General features: G+C 69.6%; 5 protein-coding genes and 2 pseudogenes. 2 read left to right on the top strand and 5 right to left on the bottom strand.

Annotated elements, in window-relative coordinates; translation table 11 throughout:
* Positions 1-520 precede the first annotated feature (520 nt).
* The 4 genes and pseudogenes from D2E22_RS11015 to D2E22_RS08310 all read right to left on the bottom strand — a co-directional run.
* Positions 521-3,424: pseudogene (locus D2E22_RS11015) on the bottom strand (beta-ketoacyl synthase N-terminal-like domain-containing protein); the annotation flags it as partial.
* Between the two features lie 170 nt (positions 3,425-3,594).
* Positions 3,595-9,874: pseudogene (locus tag D2E22_RS08320) on the bottom strand (fatty acid synthase subunit beta domain-containing protein); the annotation flags it as partial.
* Positions 9,875-9,987: 113 nt separating this feature from the next.
* Positions 9,988-11,652: an acyl-CoA carboxylase subunit beta gene (locus D2E22_RS08315; RefSeq protein ID WP_126032631.1), complete on the bottom strand. Its 1,665-nt coding sequence runs from the start codon at positions 11,650-11,652 to the stop codon at positions 9,988-9,990.
* On the bottom strand, positions 11,649-13,514 hold the full coding sequence (locus tag D2E22_RS08310; protein WP_126032726.1) for an ATP-binding protein: 1,866 nt from the start codon (positions 13,512-13,514) through the stop codon (positions 11,649-11,651). Before D2E22_RS08310 ends, D2E22_RS08315 begins: the two co-directional genes overlap by 4 nt.
* Before the next feature lie 816 nt (positions 13,515-14,330).
* Between D2E22_RS08310 and D2E22_RS08305 the strand changes: the two genes are divergently transcribed.
* Positions 14,331-15,014, top strand: coding sequence for a biotin transporter BioY (locus D2E22_RS08305; RefSeq protein ID WP_164518484.1), 684 nt, complete (start codon positions 14,331-14,333; stop codon positions 15,012-15,014).
* Between the two features lie 594 nt (positions 15,015-15,608).
* On the opposite strand, the gene D2E22_RS08300 is transcribed toward D2E22_RS08305, so the two are convergent.
* The gene (locus D2E22_RS08300; protein WP_241218337.1) at positions 15,609-16,598 is read right to left on the bottom strand and encodes a biotin--[acetyl-CoA-carboxylase] ligase; all 990 of its coding nucleotides are present in this window, start codon (positions 16,596-16,598) and stop codon (positions 15,609-15,611) included.
* A 347-nt stretch (positions 16,599-16,945) separates the two neighbouring features.
* On the opposite strand from D2E22_RS08300, the gene D2E22_RS10580 reads away from it, so the two are divergent.
* Positions 16,946-19,414, top strand: coding sequence for a DUF6020 family protein (locus D2E22_RS10580; RefSeq protein ID WP_164518483.1), 2,469 nt, complete (start codon positions 16,946-16,948; stop codon positions 19,412-19,414).
* The last annotated feature ends 678 nt before the right edge of the window (positions 19,415-20,092 follow it).

Genomic DNA, 20,092 nt, shown 5'->3' with positions numbered 1-20,092 from the left:
GCGCAACGGCAAACGCGCGAACCTCGGTCCAACTTCCGCCAGCGTCCTGTCCCGCGCACGCATACGCTGTCCAAGACGCCGACCAGATTCTTACCGTCCCACACCGCGCACGACTACGCGACCCGCGACGCCACAACGCCCGCCAGCGTCCCATCCCGCGCACGCATACGCTCCCCGTGCCACCAACCAGCCCCTTGTCGTCCTACGCTGCGCACAACTACGCTCCCCGGCACGCCCACGCATCCCTCGGCGTCCCACACCGCGCACAGCTACGCGCCCCGCGACGCCGCAACGCCCACCAGCGTCCCATACCGCGCACGGCTACGCGTATCAGGACGCCGTAACGCACAGGGGCGTGCCGCACGGCGTACGCATACGCCATCCGACACGCCCAAGGCCCGGTCAGCGTCCCGCTCCGCGCACATATACGCGGAGCGGGACGCAATCAAGCAGCGCAACGCCACATCCCGGGCAACCAGCGGCGCGGGCACCGTATCCCACGCCGCTCGCGCAGCCTGCGCTACGCCGCGAAGAACCCGTCGGCGCCGAGTCGCGCATCCGGGTCGAGCAGCATCGCCTTCTCGACCTCATGCGCGTCATAGCCGCGTCCGTCCTCGTGGAACCGGCGGTTGTCGATCGGCTCGTAGAGCGCCGCGCGCCCCATCATGCCCTCCTCGAACCTGCGCCGTCCGGCCGCAAGCCTCGCATTCGCCCGCGAGCGCCACGCCGCGAGCGCCTCGGCGCCGTGCGCGTGCTCGACGGCCGCCTCGAAGGCGCCCGGATGCACGATCGCCGCGAATCCGGAGACGTGTCCGAAGCCGAGCGACGTCGCGAGCGCCGCCTTCACGGTCTTGCGCGAGCCGATGGCGAGCGGCGTGCGCAGCCACACCATGTAGTCGTCGCGCGCGAGCTTGGGGTCGACGCATTCGAGCGCCGCGTTCGCCGGCACGACGCCGGAGCGGAACAGCTGCGTGATGCCGTTGATCTGGAACACGCACGCACCGCCCTTCGCATGTCCGGTCAGCGACTTCTGCGAGATCACGAACAGCGGGTTGCCGTCCTCGCGTCCGATCGCGTGGGCGAGCGTGTTGTGCAGTTCCGATTCGTTCGGATCGTTCGCGTTCGTCGACGTGTCATGCTTGGAGACCACGGCGATGTCGTCCGGCGTGACGCCGAGCGCCGCCAGGTCGCGCACGAGCTTCGACGAGCGGCCGCCCATGCCAGCGGCGAGCGCGCCGAGGCCGGGCGCCGGGATCGACGTGTGCGCGCCGTCTGCGTAGGAGTGCACGAAGCCGATGACGCCGGCGACCGGCAGTCCCAGTCGCAGCGCGATGTCGCCGCGCGTGAGCAGCACGGTGCCGCCGCCCTGCGATTCGACGAAGCCGCCGCGACGTCGGTCGTTCGCCCGCGAGAAGAACCGCGGGTCGATGCCCTTGTCGAGCATTTCGCGCGAGTTCGCCGTCGCGTTCATGTTGCCGAATCCGATGACCGATTCGACGCCGATGTCGTCGATCGCGCCGGTGACGACGAAGTCGGCCTTGCCGAGCGCGATCTTGTCGGCGCCTTCTTCGAGCGAGACGGCGGCCGTCGCGCATGCGGACACCGGCTGCACCATGTTGCCGTAGCCGCCGATGTAGCTTTGCATGACGTGCGCGGCGACGACGTTCGGCAGCGCCTCCTGCAGGATGTCGGTCGGGATCTCGTGACCGAGGAAGCGGTCGAGGTACAGCTTGCGCATCGAGGCCATGCCGCCGAAGCCGGTGCCCTGCGTGCTCGCGACCATCGACGGGTGCACGGCCTGCAGGATCTCGGTCGGCGTGAAGCCGGCGGACAGGTACGCGTCGACGGTCGTCACGATGTTCCACAGCGCGATCGGGTCCACGTCGCCGACCATCGAGGCGGGGATGCCCCACTTCGTCGGGTCGAAGCCGTCCGGGAACTGGCCGCCGACGGTGCGCGTCATCGTCGCGCGCCGCGGCACGCGGATCATCGATCCGGCGTGGCGCGTCACCGTCCATTCGCCGCTTTCGTCGTCGGGCATGATCGACGTGTGCTCGGCGTCCATCGCGATGTATTCGCCGGCGATCGCGCGCGTCGGCACGCTGAAGCTGACGTCGTGATCGAGGTAGACCTCGGCCTCCTCCTCGTCGGTGCCGTCGCGGTAGTCGGAGCCCATGCCGAGCGCGAAGGGGCGCACGCCGGATTTGGCGACGACCTCGTCGTGGTAGCGTTCGGCGATGTCGGATTCCGGCACGAGGTTGCCGTCCGTGTCGTACCAGCCCGGCTTGGGCGAGTCCGCCCAGCTGAGCAGTCCCATGTTCCAGGCGAGTTCGAGCACGGCGCCGGCGGACAGGTCGACGTCGCCGTCCGCGTGGATGCCGAGTTCGGCCTCGGCGCGCGTGCGTCCCGACCCCCACGGGCCGAGTTCGCCGATCGAGACGATGACGATCTCGTCCTCAGGCCGCGCGTTCACCCGCTCCCAGTCGGCGAGGTCGACGGCCGCCTGCTTCGGCACGTGCGGGCTCGGCAGCGCCTTGACCCGCACGTCGTCGGCGGCGGCGTTGGCCTCCGCTTCGGCCATGTCGAGCGCGGCGTCGGCGATCGCTTCGGCGCGCAGCGCCTTGATGTCGATCGGCTCTGCGCCGAGGCCTCCGGTCAGGTCGACGTCGAGCGGCGCGCGCGCCGCCTGCGCGCGCGCCTCGGCCGTCGTCAACTTGAGCAGTTCGGCGGCGATCTGCTCGGTGGAGTACGTCGTCAGTCCGTGGCGTTCGACGACGGCGACGAGCGGGTCGTTGCCTCCCATGAGCCCGGTGCCGCGCACCCAGCCGATCTTCGGATGCGCGAAGGTGACGCGGTCCGACCATGCACGTTCGCTGCGGGCGCGGTTGACGATCGCGTCGAAGGCCGACTTGACCTCGCCGTACGCGCCGTCACCGCCGAAGACGCCGCGGTTGGGCGAGCCGGGCAGCACGACGTGCAGCCGGTGGCGCACGTCGGTGTCGGCGCCGAGGGCCGCGAAGCCGGCGATCGCGCGTTCGACGCCCCACAGCATCAGACGCGCCTGCGATTCGAACAACGCGCCGGAGTCGGCGAGCGAGCCGTGCACCGGCGGCGCCGCGAACGGGAAGAACAGGTCCGGCTCGTAGGCCGGCTTGAGCTCCGTCGTCGTCGCGCCGGTCGTCTTGCGCTGCACATGGCCGACCCAGTCGACGAGCGCGTCCACATCCCGGTACGACGACAGGTTCGCCGGCACGAGCCACAGTTTCGCGTCGCCGCGCGCATGCTCGCGGTAGCTGCACTGCGCCCACGCCTTGACCGAGGGCTTGAAGCTGTGCGACGTCGCGATGACGGTCGCGCCGCCTTCGAGCAGCCCGTTGACGACCTGCGCGGCGATCGAGTTCGGAGCGACGCCGGTGACGACGGCCACCTGGCCGTCGTAGCCGAGCGTGACGTCGGCCTTGTCGGCCGCCGCCTGCCGCGCGATCTCTCCGTAGCGTGCGGCGAGCGCGGCGTCCTGCGTCCGCGCGGCGTACCATGCCGCCTGCTTGGCGACGGCGTCGCCGGCCGCCGTGAAGTCGCCGGCGATCGCGTCGACGTCGCCGTTGTAGTAGGCGCGGGCGAGGTCCTCGCGTGCCGACGCCCAGCGGTCGTCGAAGAGGATCGCCTGGCGCGCGTCGAAGCGCGGCGCGACCTGCTTGGGCCAGTCGGACCCGAGTTCGGCCTCGACGGCGGCGACGACGGCCGCCTGCTCGGCGTCGTCGTCGCCCAGCGGCGCCGGGGCGTCCACGCCGAGCTGGCCGAGGACGAACCTGGCGGTCGCGGCGAGGACGCCGTCGGAACCGGTGACCGACGCCGCGTAGGCGTCGAGGGCCGCCGAATCGACGACGCCGCCCAAGGCCGCGCCGGCGCTCGGCATCGCCACCTGCACGCCGTGCGCGGCGGCGACGGCCTGCACGGCCGCGTCGATCATCGCGTTCGCGGCGTTCGTGTTCGCCGCCGACGTCGCGGCGAGCGTCGCGAGGTCGCCGCCGCGCGCGGACGCGCCGTCGCGCGCGCCGAGCGTGAGTTCGGCGACGACGTGCTTCGCCCATCCGTCTCCAAGTCCCCACGTCTCATGCACGCGGCGCTCGATCTGCGCGGGCTTGACGCCGGCCGCCCCGAAGAGCGCGCGCACGCGGTCGCGCACGATGTCGGCGAGCACCGGGCCGAAGGCCTTGTAGTTCGGCGCGACCTTGTCGACGAGCGCGCTCAGGTCGCTGATCGACGCCTCGGCGGCGCCGTCGACGCTCGCGACGCCGAGTTCGGCGCTGATGTCCATCAGCAGCTGGTTGCGGCGCGACGAGACGCCGTTCGTCAACGTGTCGGTCGTGTCGTCGTCGCCGATCTGCTCGGGTCGGATCTTCGCGGCGTAGGCGAGCAGCGTCCGGATGCCGTCATGCGCGCGGAACGCGAGGTCCGGCACGTCGGCGCCGGACACGCCCGCGGCCGGCGCGGCCGGCGCTTCGGGCGCCGCGGCGGCCGGCGCGACGGGCTGCGGCTCCGCCGGGGCGGCCGCGGCCGGTGCGTTTTCGGTCGTCGTCTCCTCGACGTCGACGTCTTCGACGAGCGGGTCGGAGTCGGTCATGTAGACGCGGCCCTCGTCGCGGCCGACGTTGTAGACGGCGACCTGCCGGCGGGCGAACTGCGGCAACCTGAGCGTCTTGGAGGCGAGGTTCGCGAGCGTCGGCGCATTGCCGAGGCCGACCTCGACGACCTGCTCGACGCCGAGGCCGCCCTGTGTGCGGTCGGAGAAGAGCAGCGCCTGCGTCTCGATCCAGCGCACCGGCGACGCGAACTGCCACGACAGCAGCTCGGTGAGCAGCAGACGGCCGAGCTTCTGGTCGTCGGCGGCGTAGGCGTCCCAGACGGCGTCGTCGGCGAGCGCGGCGGCGATGCGTTCGCTCGGCACGACGTCGAGGATCAGCCGCGCGAACTCCTTGTTCATCGCGAACGGCGCGGCCACGAGGTTCGGGATGTAGTGACCTTCGAGCGCGCCGCGGTAGTCGATCTCGGCCGGCAGCAGCGCGTCGAGCTTGTCGCGGAACTCGGGAACGCCCTTGCGCAGCAGCGACGAATGGAACGGCACGTCGATGCCCGGCACGAGCATGAACGCCGGCTTGCCGCCGAATTCCGCCACGCGGCGAGCGGCGTCGTCGGCGAGCGCCTTGAGTCCGGCGATCGTGCCGGCGACGGCGTACTGCTGGCCGGCGAGGTTGTAGTTGACGATCTCGAGGAACTCGCCGCTCGCCTCGGCGACCGACTCCACATACGCCTTCACATGCGCGTCGTCGACGCCGAACTGGTTCGGCCTCAACGCGCCCATGCGGTAGTTCGAGCGGCCCTGCGCGTCGCGGTCGATCAGATGGTGCATCGTCGAGCCGCGGTGGAACACGAGTTCGAGCACCGTCTCCAACGGGATGACGTGGGCGAACGAGCTCAGCGCGTTGTATTCGCCGAGCGAATGGCCGGCGAAGTACGACGGGCGGATGTCGGCGCCCGCCTCCTGCATGCGCGCCGTCTGCGCGAAGGCGACGGTCGCGAGCGCGACCTGCGTGAACTGCGTGAGGTTGAGCAGTCCTTCCGGATGACGGTAGGTGACGCCGTTCGCCGTCAGCTCCTTCGGGTTGTCGCGCACGACGGCGAGGATCGAGAACCCGAGGCGGTCGCGCGTGAGCTTGTCGGCGCGCTCCCACACGTCGCGCGCCGCCGGCGACTTCATGCGCTCGTCGAGCACCATCCCCTGGCTTTGGATGCCCTGGCCCGGATAGACGAAGGCGCTGGACGGCGCGCGCGTGACGGCGGTCGCGCGGCTGACGAGCTGTCCGCCGATGCGGCACGTCACTTCGAGCGCGAGGCCGCCGTGCCTGACATGGCCGACGCGTTCGACGCTGATCTCCACGTCGTCGTCGAGCTGCACCATGCCGTACATGTTGTACGTCCAGCCGGCGATCTCGTAGTGCGCGCCGCGCTCGTCGAGCGCCTGCACGGCGTGCTGCGCGGTCGCCGACAGCCACATGCCGTGCACGAGCGGCCGGGACAGTCCGCTGATCGCGGCGCCGCGGTGCGACGTGTGGATCGGGTTGAAGTCGCCGGAGGTGCGCGCGAAGGCCGTCATCTCGTGCGGCGCCTTGACGTTGACGCGGCGCAGCAGACGGCGCGGCGTCGCGGCGACGTCCACGTCGAGGCCGCCGTCGTCGGCCGCCGGCGCCGGCAGCTCGTCGCTGTAGGCGCGGCCGCGGATCGCGAAGCGTTCCGTCTCGTCGGCGAGCACGGTGCCGTCGGCCGCCGTATGCCGCACATGGATCGTCACGACGCGGCCCGACGCCGATTCGAAGTACGGCTCCGCCCAGCTGGTGAGCGCGACCTGCTCGCCGACGTGCGCCAGCAGCGTCTCCTCGTCGACCCGCAGCGCGATCAGATGGTCGAGGTGGACGGCGTTGAGCAGGCCTTCGATGACCGGGTAGCCGTCGACGCTGACCGAGCCCAGCGCCGCGTAGATCGCCGGCCATGCGGGGCCGACGAGCGCGTCCGGCGCGATGCGCGACGGGGTCAGTTCGATCGGCAGCGCGCCGCCGGTGGCCGCCTCATGGTCGGCGCCGAGATTCGCCGACAGCGTGTATGCGGCGTGCGCGACGCCGAAGGGCGCGGCGTCCGCGTCCACGCCGTCCGCCGCGGCGTCGGCGGCGGCGATCTGCGGCATCGCCGTCAGCTCGTCGCCGGTGATCGCCGTGTTGCCGATGCCGGCCGTCGCGGCGAGCATGCGGTAGACGTGTTCGGGCAGGCGCTCGCGGTCGACGACCGGGATCATGCCGGTCGCGTCCGCCGCCACGTTGAGCGGGATGACGATGTCGCGCACCGCATGCTTCGTCGCGCCGCCGTCCGGGTCGTCGTCCCAGAAGGTGTCGAGATGGATGTCAAGGTCGAAGCGCTCGACGCCGCTCCGTTCGTCGCGGCCGAGGTGGGTCAGCTCGTAGGTCCTGTCGCCGCGCACGGTGCCGTAGGCCGGATTGGCGGTCTGGTGGCCGATCCACGAGATGTTCGGGCTGCGGCGGATGAAGTCCTCGGCGTCGGGGGCGCCGTCGAGCAATGCGAAGCGCGGGTCGGCGCTCTTGTCGGCGGCGACGTCATCGCCGGCGGCGGCCACACGCGCCGTCATCGCGTCGCGGAAGCGGTCGAGGATGTCGGCGACCGGCTCGTCGACCGTTGTGATGCCGGCCACCGAGATCGGGCCGGGGATGATGCGCACCGAATCGGCCGGGTAGCGCGGGTCCTCGGACTGCCACAGCTGGTCCTGGCCCCACCAGCGCAGCAGGTCGTGGTCGATCGCCGGCACGAACGGCATCGGCTTGGGGTATTCGCGCACGAGTTCGGTGAACCAGGCCTCGTCGGCCGGCGTCACCGTCAGCTCGCGCATCGCCGGGTAGGCTTCGACGAGCGCGGCGAGCGCGGCGAAGGGGTCGGCTTCGACGTCGGCGCGGCGCTGGAACATCGGCGTGAACGCGCCCTGTTCGAGGTCGATGACGCGCGCCTCGATGCGCTGCAGCAGATGCAGGTAGCGGTCCGCGTAGGTGCCGTCGGCCCACGGGAATGCAAGCTCGGCGAAGCGGCGAGCCCAGTCCTCGTAGCGCATCGTCTTCAGGTCGCCGAAATACGGCTTGGCGGTCTGGTCGAGCGCCTCGATGATCTCCTCGCGGCGCGATTCGAGCTCCTCGGGGTGCTTCATGACGTGCACGAGCAGGCGGCCGCAGCGCGCGGAGGCGTTCTCGAGCTCGTAGATGTCCGCATGCAGATGGCTCAGGCCGCTCGCCACACCGCCGACGGACTTGCCGCTCGGCACCCACTGTTCGCCGAGCGGCGCGAACACGTCGTCCGCGCCGGCGTCGGCGGCGGTGATGCCCGGCGTCTCGACGAGCAGTCGCTTGACCTCGGGCGACGTGTGCGCCTCCTTCGCCGTCATGACGGCGGTGCCGACGAGCACGCCGTCGACCGGCATCAGCGGACGGCCGTAGCGCGTCGCCCATGCGCCGGTGATGTAGTCGGCGCCGCGTTCCGGCGTGCCGATGCCGCCGCCGACGACGAGCACGAGGTTGCGCTGTCCGCGCACCTGCGCGTAGGTCGCCAGCAGCAGGTCGTCGAGCGACTCCCAGCTGTGGTGGCCGCCGGCCGAGCCGCCTTCGACCTGCACGAGCACCTTCGCCGGCGCGACGGCCTGCGCGATGCGCACGACCTGGCGGATCTGCTCGACGGTGCCCGGCTTGAAGCACACGTAGGGGAAGCCGTCGGCGTTGAGCGACCTGACGAGCGCGACCGCCTCGTCGAGTTCGGGGATGCCCGCGGAGACGACGACGCCGTCGATCGGCGCGCCCGACGCGCGCTTCTTCGGCACGATGCGCGACGAGCCGAACTGCAGGTTCCACAGGTAGCGGTCCATGAACATCGCGTTGAACTCGACGGTGCGGCCTTCGTCGAGCAGTTCGCCGAGCTCGGCCATATGGCGTTCGAAGACCTCGGCCGTCACCTGGCCGCCGCCGGCGAGCTCCGCCCAGTAGCCGGCGTTCGCGGCCGCCGCGACGATCTCGGGGTCGACGGTCGTCGGCGTCATGCCGGCGAGCAGCACCGGCGGCTTGCCGGTCAGACGAGTGAACGCCGTCTCGACGCGCGCGCCCTGCGGCGTGTCCACGAGCCGCGGCGCGTACGCCGACCAGTCCTGCAGGCGCGCCGGGTCGTCGGTGGCGGTCGCGAGTGCGGCGCGCTGCGCGGCGTTGGCGGCTTCGACGACGCCGACGCCGGTGCCTTCGGCGACGGCCGCGCACAGCTTGCCGATCGTCATGCCCGGGCCGAGGTCGATCGCCCACAACGTGCGCGGATCGTGCTGCCTGAGCAGTTCGGTGACCTGCGTGTTCCAGTCGACCTGACGGACGAGCACCTCCTCGGCGAGCGTGCGCGCGCGCTCCTCGTCGATGCCGCAGGCGGCCGCCCATGCGACGGTGCGTTCGACGGCCGCCTCCATCAGCGGGCTGTGGAACGGCAACGTCACCTCGAGGTATTCGAGCACCGGGTCGAAGACGGCGCCGCCGCGCACCTTGTCGGCGCGCAGTCGCGCCTGGCGACGGTGCTCGCGCCGCGCCTCGTCGGCGAAGGCCTCGAGGTCCTGCGGATGTCCGGACAGCACGACGTGGTTCGCCGAGTTGACGACGGCGACGCTGATCGGGCCGTCGGCGTCGGCGACGCGCGCGATCAGCGCGTCCGCCTGCGCCGGAAGGATCCCCTTGACCGACAGCATCGGCGTCGCGTCGCCGGCCTTGCGCACGATCCGCTGCGCGCGCGCCTCACGGGTTCCGGCGGCGCCGATCAGCGCGGCGATCGCGAGGATCTCGTCGATGCGCGCGGCGGCCGCGTCGAGCGAGCCGGCGTCGGCGATCGCCTGCGCCATGTGCACGCCGAGGATGCCCTGCGAGTGGCCGAGCAGTGCGACCGGGCGCGCCGTGGCGGGCGAATAGCCGAGCTGGTCGAGGTCGATCAGCGCGCCGAGCTGGGTGAGCGCGATGCCTTCGATGCTCGCCGTCGCTTCGGCGGCCGCGCCGAGCGTCGCCGGGTTCGCGTCGAAGCCGAACAGGTCGACGTCGCGTCCGCTCGTCGCGAGCAGCTGCGCGGCGACCGGCGCGAGCAGGTCGTGGGCGCGGCCCGCGGCTGCGCGCAGCGCGGCGGCGGTCGTCGGCTCGTCCATCAGCTCGGCGAGCGCCGTCGTCCACGGCGTGGACTGCCCGGCGAACATCAGGGCGTGGGTTTCGTGCTGGAGTCGTTCCATGAATGATGCGGTGGATGCGGTACTCATCGGTATCGTGGATGCTTTCTCTTCGATGGTCTTCGGTTGTCGGTTGGTTGGTCTTCGGTTGGTCGGGGTCTTCGCGCGGCCCGCGTCCGGATGCCGGCCGCGCACGGGCGTCGCTACAGCGGCTGGTTGCCGTGGTGCTTGTCCCCGCGGCGCGCGCGGGGCTTGTCGCGCAGCAGCCGCAGTCCTTCGATGAGCGTGTCGCGCGTCTGCTCGGGGTCGATCATCGCGTCGATCTGCCCGGTCTCCATCGACAGGTTCGCGTTGACGGTCGTGCGTTCGTATTCGGCCGCGTACCTCGCGCGCGCCGCCTCCACGTCCTGTCCGGAGTCCCTCGCCTTCTGCAGGTCCTTGCGATGGATGATGTTGACGGCGCCGGTCGCGCCGAGCACGGCGATCTGCGCCGCCGGCCACGCGTAGTTGAGGTCGGCGCCGATCGACTTCGATCCCATGACGATGTACGCGCCGCCGTAGGCCTTGCGCAGCACGATCGTGACGAGCGGCACTTGCGCGTTCGCGTACGCGTAGATGACCTTCGCGCCGCGGCGGATGATGCCGGCGTGCTCCTGTTCGGCGCCCGGCTTGTATCCCGGCGTGTCCACGAGCGTGACGACCGGCAGGTTGAACGCGTCGCACAGCCGCACGAAGCGCGCGACCTTCTCCGACGAGTCGACGTCGAGGCCGCCGGCGTTGACGTTCGGCTGGTTCGCGACGATGCCGACCGGGTGGCCGTCGATGCACGCGAAACCGACGACGGCCGACGGCGCGAACAGCTCATGCACCTGCACGAACTCGCCGTAGTCGACGACGCAGCGGATGACGTCGAGCACGTCGTAGGGCTGGCGGTCGTTGTCGGGCACGATCGCGCCCAGACGCCGCGCGACCTCATGGTCGGCGCGCGTCGCCATGTACGAGTAGGTCGGCGGCTGCTCGCCCGCGTTCGCCGGCAGATACGCGAGCACGGTGCGCGCATAGTCGATCGCGTCCGCCTCGTCGACGCCCAGATAGTGCGCGACGCCGGAGGTCGTGCTGTGCACGGAGCCGCCGCCGAGGTCGTCCATGCTGATCGATTCGCCGGTCGCCGCCTTGATGACGTCCGGACCGGTGACGAACATGTTCGAGTTCTCGCGCGTCATGATGATCAGGTCGGTCAGCGCCGGGCAGTAGACGGCGCCGCCCGCGCACGGCCCGAGGATCAGCGAGATCTGCGGCACGCAGCCGCTCGCGTCGCAGGTCCTGCGGAAGATGCGCCCGTACTGCGTGAGCGCGGCGACGCCTTCCTGGATGCGCGCGCCTCCCGAATCGATCAACGCGATGATCGGGATGCGCAATGTGAGCGCCTGGTCCATCAGCCGGCAGATCTTGCGTCCCTCGGCGGTGCCGAGCGTGCCGCCGCGCACCGAGAAGTCCTGTGCGTAGACGGCGACGCGGCGCCCGTAGATCTCGCCGAATCCGGTGATGACGGCCGCGCCGGCGGAACCTGCGTTGATGTCGCCGCCGCTGAAACGGCCGATCTCCTCGAATGTGTCGGTGTCGAGCAGCAGGTCGAGCCGTTCGCGCGCCGTCAGCTTGCCTTTGATGTGCTGGCGGTCGCGGGCGTGCTCCTCGGCGTCGCGCGCGAGCTGCGCCGCCTTGAGCACGGCCGGCCGGATGGGCTGCCGTTCGCCGTCGGCCGCGGACGCTGCGTCGGCAGGCCCCTTCGAGGCCGCGGCGACGGCGTCGTCGAGCGTGCCGTTTTCGACGAGCGCCTGCAGCGCCGGCGATTCGGTGATGTCGTTCATGCCCGCTCCCCCTTGTCCTGTGCGTCCTTCGTGTCCTTCGCGTCGCGATGCGCGCCTTCGACGTCGAGCGTCAGCAGCGTCTCGCCGCCGTCGACGGAGGACGCGGCGGTCGCGAAGATCTCGTTGACGACGCCGTCGACCGGCGCATAGACGTAGTTCTCCATCTTCATCGACTCGAGCACGACGAGCAGGTCGCCTTTGCTCACGTGCTGCCCCGGCGTCACGGTGATGCGGGTGACGATCGCCTGCATCGGCGACGCGATGACGCCGGAGCGCTCGTCCTGCCGCTGGCGGCCGCGTTCGACGTGATGCATGCCCTGGCCGCGCAGCGGCTGCGTCGGACGTTCGGCCGCCCGCGAGCGCGCGCCGCCGGTGAGCGTCGCGACGACGTCACTCGGCACGGTGAGCACGACGCGCCGATGGTTCATCTCGATGACGATCTCCTCGCTCGGCGTGCGCTCGTCGGCCGGCTCCGGGGCCGCGCTCAGCGACGCCGGCTGCCCGGCGCGCGTCGATGCCGGCTCGCGGTTGAGGTATTTGCGTTCGAGCCATTTCGTGCTCACGGTGAAGCCGGCGCCGTGCTCGGCCGTGAATTCGTCGTCGGCGAAGACGGTGCGGTACAGCTCGACCGGCGTCGGCACACCGGCGATCTCGATCTCGTCGAGCGCGCGGCGCACACGTGCGACGGCCGTCGCGCGGTCCTGCGCGGTGACGATGAGCTTGCCCATCATCGAATCGAATTTCGGGGAGATCGTGTCGCCCTCGAGGACGCCCGAGTCGACGCGTACGCCCGGGCCGCTCGGCCAACGCACCTTCTCGAGCGTGCCGGCGGACGGCGTCAGGTTCGACTTCGGATCCTCGCTCGTGATGCGCAGCTCGAAACTGTGGCCGCGCGGCTCGGGCGCCGGCGTGAGCGCGCCGCCGGAGGCGATCGTCAGCTGTTCGCGCACGAGATCGACGCCGCTGACCTCCTCGCTGACCGTGTGCTCGACCTGGAGTCGCGGATTGACTTCGAGGAAGTACGCCTTGCCGGACGGCGTCACCATGAACTCGCAGGTGCCGAGCCCCACATAGCCGACCGTCTCGAACAGCCGGCGCGAGTAGTCCTCGAGCTGCGCGAGGACGTCGTCGGGCAGGAACGGCGCGGGCGCCTCCTCGATGAGTTTCTGGTTGCGCCGCTGCACCGAGCAGTCGCGCGTCGAATAGACGGTGAAACCGCCGTGCGTGTCGCGGCCGCACTGGGTTTCGACGTGCCGGCCGTTGTCGATGAATCGTTCGACGAAGTAGTCGGCGAGGTCGCCGCCCTGCGCGGCGTTGTGGTTGAGGTAGAAGCCGCGCAGCTCGTCGTCGCTGCGCACGAGCGTGATGCCGCGTCCGCCGCCGCCGTCGGTGCGCTTGAGCATCAGCGGATAGCCGTGCGTGTGCGCGAAGTCGAGCAGCGGACGCATGCCGACGATGGCGTGCGAGATGCCCGGCACCGGCGGCACCTGCGCCTTCTCGGCCACCTGGCGCGCGCTGATCTTGTCGCCGAGCGCGTCGAGCGCATCCGGCGACGGACCGATCCAGACGGCGCCTTCGGCGAGCACCTTGCGAGCGAAGGAACTCACTTCGGACAGGAAGCCGTAGCCCGGATGGACGGCGTTCGCGCCCGAACGGCGCATGATTGCGATGAGCAGGTCCTCGTTGAGGTAGGTGTCCGCATAGGTGTCGCCGGACAGCAGGAACGCCTCGTCGGCCATGCGCACGTACTGGCAGTGCCGGTCCTGTTCGGCGTAGACGACGACGGTCGGCACGCCCATCTCCCGCGCCGTGCGCACGACGCGCAGCGCGATCTCGCCGCGGTTCGCGACGAGCAGCTTCATCGGCGCGCCGGACGGCGTGGACGGTGCGGTCGGCGACGCGGGCACGGTCGGCATCGCGGTCTCGGTCGATGCGACGGCTGCGGCTGGAGATTCGGCAGGCGTGGAGGATGCGGCGGCCGCCGAAGATGCGATGGACAGGTCGGCGGACGAAGTCGTGGATGGCATCGCGGTCGGCGCGGAGGCCGCCTCGGGAGGCGCGCCTGCTCCGTCCGGCGACGCATGCGCGGCGGACGCACGCGAAGTTGAGTCTTGGTCAAGCATGCGTTTCAGCATCCTCTTTTTCGCCGGACACCGACACTTGCGTTCCCACAAGAATCGCCATCGACTTTTGTGGACGTGAACAAAACCCCGCCGCCGCCCATCCCGTATCGTTGCCGGCGAACCCCGTTGCGGCGCCTGCCGGCTCGGGCGCAACGGGCGGCGCACCGCGTTGCGAGCGGCGCATCCGGCCGCGGGCGGCCCCGCGACAGGCGGCCGTCCGCGCCACCGACGGACGTCTCCGCGACCGACGGCACACCGTTACCGGCGGCTACCGGCGGCACACAGCCCGTTACGGGCAGCCGATTCCGTCACCGGCATCCGCCCGCGCCGGCGGCCACCCGTTACGGGCGGCACATTCCGCCAGCAGTGGCGTCCGTTGCCGGCGGCGACGGGCACCGAATCGCGATCAGGCATCGATCACCGTCGGCGTCCCGGAGGAAGCGGCGACCCTCGGGAAACGAACCGGGACGCTGAAAACGGCGCAACATGCCGAGCGGCGACTATGACGCGGCCCACAACCGGCACATCACACAGCAGCACACAAAGGACAACGAAATGACGATGAACCAGCACTCAAACCACAGCGGAAGTCTCACTATACGGACACCAGAACTCACCATTCGGCGTGTCGTTGGCGGCGTGCTGCCGGTGGCGGTCACGGCCGGCGCGCTGTGGGCGGCCGCGGCGATCGGCCGCATCGCGATTCCGGGCACACCGGTGCCGATCACGCTGCAGACGCTCGTGCTGATGATCGCCGCCGTGACGCTCGACTGGCGGCGGGTCGCGGGCGCGGTCGCGCTCTATCTGACGATGGGACTGTGCGGGCTGCCGGTCTTCTCAGGCGGCATGTCGACGGCCGCGCTCATCGGCCCGACATGCGGATTCCTGTACGCCTTCCTGCCGGCCGGCGTCGTCACGTCGCTGCTCGGCGCGCATGGAAGCCGATTCGCCATGCGCCTCGCTGACGCTTCCGGCTCGCGCGCAGCGGGTTCCACCGGCGGCACCGGCGCAAACGCTTGGTTCGCTCCGGCTCTGGTATTCGCCGCATACCTGTGCGCATGCGTGCTCGGATGCGTCCTGTTGCAGGATGGCATCGGCGTGCTCGTGCAGGCCGCGACGACGCATGTGCCGCTGAAGCCGCTCGCGATGGCATCCGCCGCGTTCATCCCCGGAGACCTGGTGAAAGCCGCGCTCGCCGCCTCGCTCGCGACGCCGATCGCGCTCGCCAAACTGCGGTAGGACGCCGGTCGTGATCGTTCTGGGTGCAGCGTACACCCAGAACGATCACGACCGCCCCTCTTGGCGAACGCCGCGGCCTCGATCCACACCCGGAGTGATCGCAAACCGGACCGTTGGCGAACACCACCGTCACCTCCTGCACCCGAAACGATCACAACCGCCCCTCCGAGCGAACACCAACGACACAACCCGCACCCGGAGTGATCGCAACAGCGCCCCCGCACTCACCTTACCCACCGTCTGCACCCCAAGCCGCCGCTCCGCGCGGACGACCCGGGCCGCGACCGCCCTGCGTTGCGCCCAACCCACCGACCACGCCCGACGCTCCCGAATCCGACGGCCGAATCGACCTCTCGAGCATCTACAGCCTACCTTCCCGGCCGAGATGTCGATCCGCCGTCATGCCGGCAGTGGTATCTCTGCTGGGAAGGAGCATTTCCCCAACCGCCGGCGGGTATCGGATCCATCGGCCCCAACCATGCCGGCGTGGATACTCGCAGACTCCGCCGAAAACGCTCCTTCCCAGCAGAGATACCGCTGTTGAAGCCGCACGCAGCGCCATCCCAGCCCATCCGTCCGGACAACGACGGCCGCTCAGCGCGGCATGTTCGGCAGCACGCCCACGTCGGCCGTGCGCACGATCCGTTCCTCGCCGTCATAGGTCGTCATCGCGAGCGACGCGTCGGCGTTGATGCCGTGCGCGATGCCGCGTTCCGTCGTCCCATCCATATAGTGCACTTCGACGGGGTGCCCGAGCGTCCAGCTTTCCTGGACGAGCCGGCGCCGCAGATGCTGCGCGTTCGCCTCCGGATTGATCCCAAGATTCCACAGCCGTTCCTCGATGTGCTTCACGGTGCGTGACGCGATGAGGTCCATCACCGCCTCCGTGCCCGGCCGCTCCCCCACATGCCCGGATTGTGTGATGAGCTGCCACGACGTCGCCTCGTCGGTCGGCAGTTCGTCGAGCGGCACGTCGATGTTGAGTCCGATTCCGTAGACCACGGCGACGATGTCCGGCGCGGGCACCGTCACGATCTGCGCGAGGATGCCGCCGAGCTTATGCCCGTGGTAGACGATGTCGTTCGGCCATTTGAGCATGATGTCGTCGCGCGCGTCGTCGATGTTCGCCGGATCGCGCACGAGCATCATGTCTGTTTCACTCAGTGTTTCACGCAGCGCGTCGAGCACGGACAGCCCCGCGACCATCTGCAGCCAGCCGTTGATCCGCGGATCACACGCCACGGTTTTCCCCACCGCCGAAACGAACGACATGATGAACGATTTCCCCGGCGCGCTGAACCACGTATGGTCGAGCCTGCCGCGCCCCGCCGTCTGCTCCTGGGCCCTGATGACGGTCATGCCGTCGCGGTCCCATCGCCCGCTCGTGATGTATTGTTCGGCGACCGTGTTCGTCGACCCGACCGATTTGAGCGACACGACCTTCGCCGCCGCGCGCGTCAGCGGCAGATCGCCGTTGATGACGTTGCCGGCGCGGAACGGATCGTCCCGCTCCGTGCGCCGCGCAGCCGCAGCCGCCTCGCCGTTTTCGCCGTTGCCCATGGTTGCGCTGATTCGGTCCGCCATTCGATATTCCTCCGCGTTGATGCCGATGCTTCCTCCATCATGCACCCGCACGTCGATGCGCCGCACGCGGCCGCCCGTTCCTCGCGCCGCCGCATCGCCAGCGCACGCCCCCTCGCGATGGAATCGCACCATCATGCGCATCCACATTCATGACCGCCCCGCGCACTCCGCTTACCGCCGATCCTGCCTTCACACGCCCCGCTCCGCATACTCGCCGCACCGCGGCTCCGCGCGCTCCGCCCACCTGCCGTCGTCACGCACTTCCGCCCATCGCATACCCGCACGCCCCGTCCACGACGCAGTCGCGCGCGGCCGCCCATTCTGCCGCCGCTTGTACAATCGCGTCTATGGCACGTGAGCATTCCACCGATTCCCATACCTTGACGACCGCGTCGTCCGTCAACGCCGAATCCTCCGCGACCGCCACCCCCGCCTTCCGCGCGACGCCCCCGACCTTCGCCGACCGCTGCGGCGCATGCTTCCGTTGGCTGATCGCCGCCCTCGCCTGCGTCTGGATCTCCTGGTGCACGTCAATCGGCCCGCTGATGCGCTCCGATATCGGCCTCGCCGGCTTCGACTGGACGAACGCGCTGCTGTTCCTCGTCATGTTCAGCTGCACTTTCGGCTTCGTGCTGCTGCTCGTCCTCACCGCCCGCCGCCGTGAAGGCATGTGCAGACCCTTCAACCTGATCCGCGTCCGCACGCGGCCCCTTGACACCGACCCCGCCGCCGACTTATCTACATCCGTTTCCACAGCCTCCGCCGACTCCATCCACACCCCTGTGGATACCCATGTGGATGCCCACGACGATTCCTCCACAACCACGGTTCATTCCACCGCCTCCTCATCCACATCCCCCGCCATCCACACGCGCCGCAACGCATCCGCCGACGAATCCCGCGGCGGTTTCCCCGACACCGCCCGCAGCCGTTTGCGCCGCTTAGCAAGCCGCCTGCGTCCACGCTGCTCCCGCATCGGCGCAGCCGCCTCGCGCGCGATCGTCGCCGCGACCTCCGATTGGAAACGCATCTGGCTCGTCCTCGCCATCTGCTGGCTGTGGGTGCCGGCGACGCTGCTTGCAGCCTTCGGCGCCGACGTCTATTCACAGGCCCGCGAATTCGCCTGGGCGTGGAACCAATGGACCGGCGTCGACCAGCCGTACATCGGCTTCTTCTCCTTCGTCCCGATGGACATCTACCCGACCGCCCATTACATGTGGCCCGACCAGCCCACCTATCTGACCGACCAGCACAACATCGTGCTCACCGTCTTCTACGGCGGCGCGCTCGCGATCTCCCGCTATCTAACCGGTTCGAACGACGCCGGCCTCGTCGTCCTCGCCGTCCTCCAATGGCTGTTCGCCGGTTTCTGCTGCGCGTCCGCGGCGAACCGTTTCTTCAATCTGCCATGGCTCACGCGCCGTTCGCATGGCAGGAACAAAACCGGTGATTCCTCGCTGATCGCCTCGACCGCGACCACGGTCTCCACGCGCGTCACCCCTTATTCGGGCACTCCCGCCGGCGCGTGCGCCCGCGCGCTCATCATGCTCGTCTTCATCTGCTGCCCGCTCGTGCTGTTCGCGACGATCTCGCTGACGAAATCCCCGCTGTTCGCATTCGCGTTCACCTGGTGGTTCGGCCTGATGTACGAACTCTATATGACCTACGTCCCGCGCATGAAGGCCTCCCGCAACCGTCCCGCCACGATTCCCGCCTCCGCCGCAGGCAAACCGGCTTCCGCTGCGCGCGCATCAACCTCCGCCCTCGGCGGATCGGCTTCCGTCGCCGACAAACCCGCTTCCACCGTCGGCGCATCGATCGCCGCCGCCGGCCAACCAGTCGTCGCCAACAATCCCGCTTCCGCCCTCGGCGCGGCCCTCCTCCCCACACGTCGCATCACGATCGCCGCACTCGTCGTTTCGGTGAGCGTCATGCTGATCAGCGCGAAATACGCGTGGTACATCCTCCTTGCGCAGGTCGTTTTTTCGCTGCTCGCCGACCGGCGCCGCTGGAAGCTTTATCTGGGCGCGTTGCTGCTGCCGACGATCCTGATTCACGGATCGATCTCCGCGCTGATCGCCTCCGGCGCGATCATCAGCGGCGACCCGATCGAGTCCCGCGGCATCCAGATCCAGATGATCGCGCGCGTCGCCCATGAGAATCCGGACGCGATTCCGCAGACCGCGCGCGACAAGCTCGCCCCAATCTTCAATCTCGACCAGACCGCGCAGGCCTACCGTCCGCAGGACGCCGACCCTGTCAAATCCTCCGGCATCCAATCGAAGAAGGTCAGCTACCGTTGGCGGTCCGTCACACCCGAGGACATGGACAACTTCAACAAGGCGTGGCTGGAAATCGTCCGCGCCGACCCGCGCACCGCCTTCGACGGCCTGTTCGCCAAAAGCTACGGCTACTTCGACATCTTCGATCCGCCCTACGTTGCGATGAGCTACTACATCGACAACGACTACGTCCAGCAGACGAACACGTGGATCAAGTACTACAACCATGACTGGCGCACGAAGGTCGCCGATTTCGCCCGCGGCTGGAGCAGCATCCCGGTGCTCGGATGGTTCACCCACGGCAATTTCTACGTCACACTCACACTGCTCATCGGCGCCGCCGAGCTCGCGCTCAAACGTTGGCGCGCGCTGTCATGGCACATGCCGTTGCTGCTGCTGATGGGCGTCATGATCACGGCCCCGGCGAACAACTTCGAGCGTCACATGCTGCCGATCGCCTTCGTCTTCGGCTTCCTGTGCCTGATGTTCCACCGCGACACCCGCCGCCGCCTCGATGTCCCCGACCCCGCCTGATTCCCACGTCCCATGGCTGTGCCCGCTATGCTGAACCGCATCCACGCCACAGCACCACACGTAATCAGTCACATAACTCAGTGCGGAAGACCGAGGCAGCGCCACATACGCAACCCGGCGCACCAGTCCCGCAGCTTCGCGCCCCGCACCACGCACGCATACGCACTCCAGCACACCCATCCACACCGCTTCGCGTCCCGCACCGCGCACCCATACGTATCAGGACACGCCCGTCCGCAGCTTCGCGCCCCGCACCGCACACATCTACGCACCAAGGCACACCAAACTCGCGTTCCGAGATCCGCACCGCGCACGCATACGCACTCCGATCCCGGCGCCCCATCCCGCCCCATCCCGCCCCGTCCCACACCGCGCACCCATACGCGCCACAAGTCGCCACACAGCTTCCCACCGTCCCATACCGCGCACATGTACGCGCCAAGACACGCCCGTCCAGCGTCTTGTGACTCGCATCGCGCACCTGTACGCACCGCGAGTCGTCACACAGCTCCCCACCGTCCCACACCGCGCACCCATACGCGCCAAGACACCCCAACCCCGCATCCCGCAACCTACGCAGCGCACCTATGCGCACCCTGACACGCTAATCCGACGCACGACGTCCCATACCGCGCACGCATACGCATCCAGTTCCCTTGCCGCCACACCCCGCGTCAC

This window comes from Bifidobacterium castoris (assembly GCF_003952025.1).
Classification (GTDB): Bacteria; Actinomycetota; Actinomycetes; order Actinomycetales; family Bifidobacteriaceae; genus Bifidobacterium; species Bifidobacterium castoris.
Note: the sequence above shows the minus strand (reverse complement) of the source record. Positions and strands in the feature narration are given on the sequence as shown.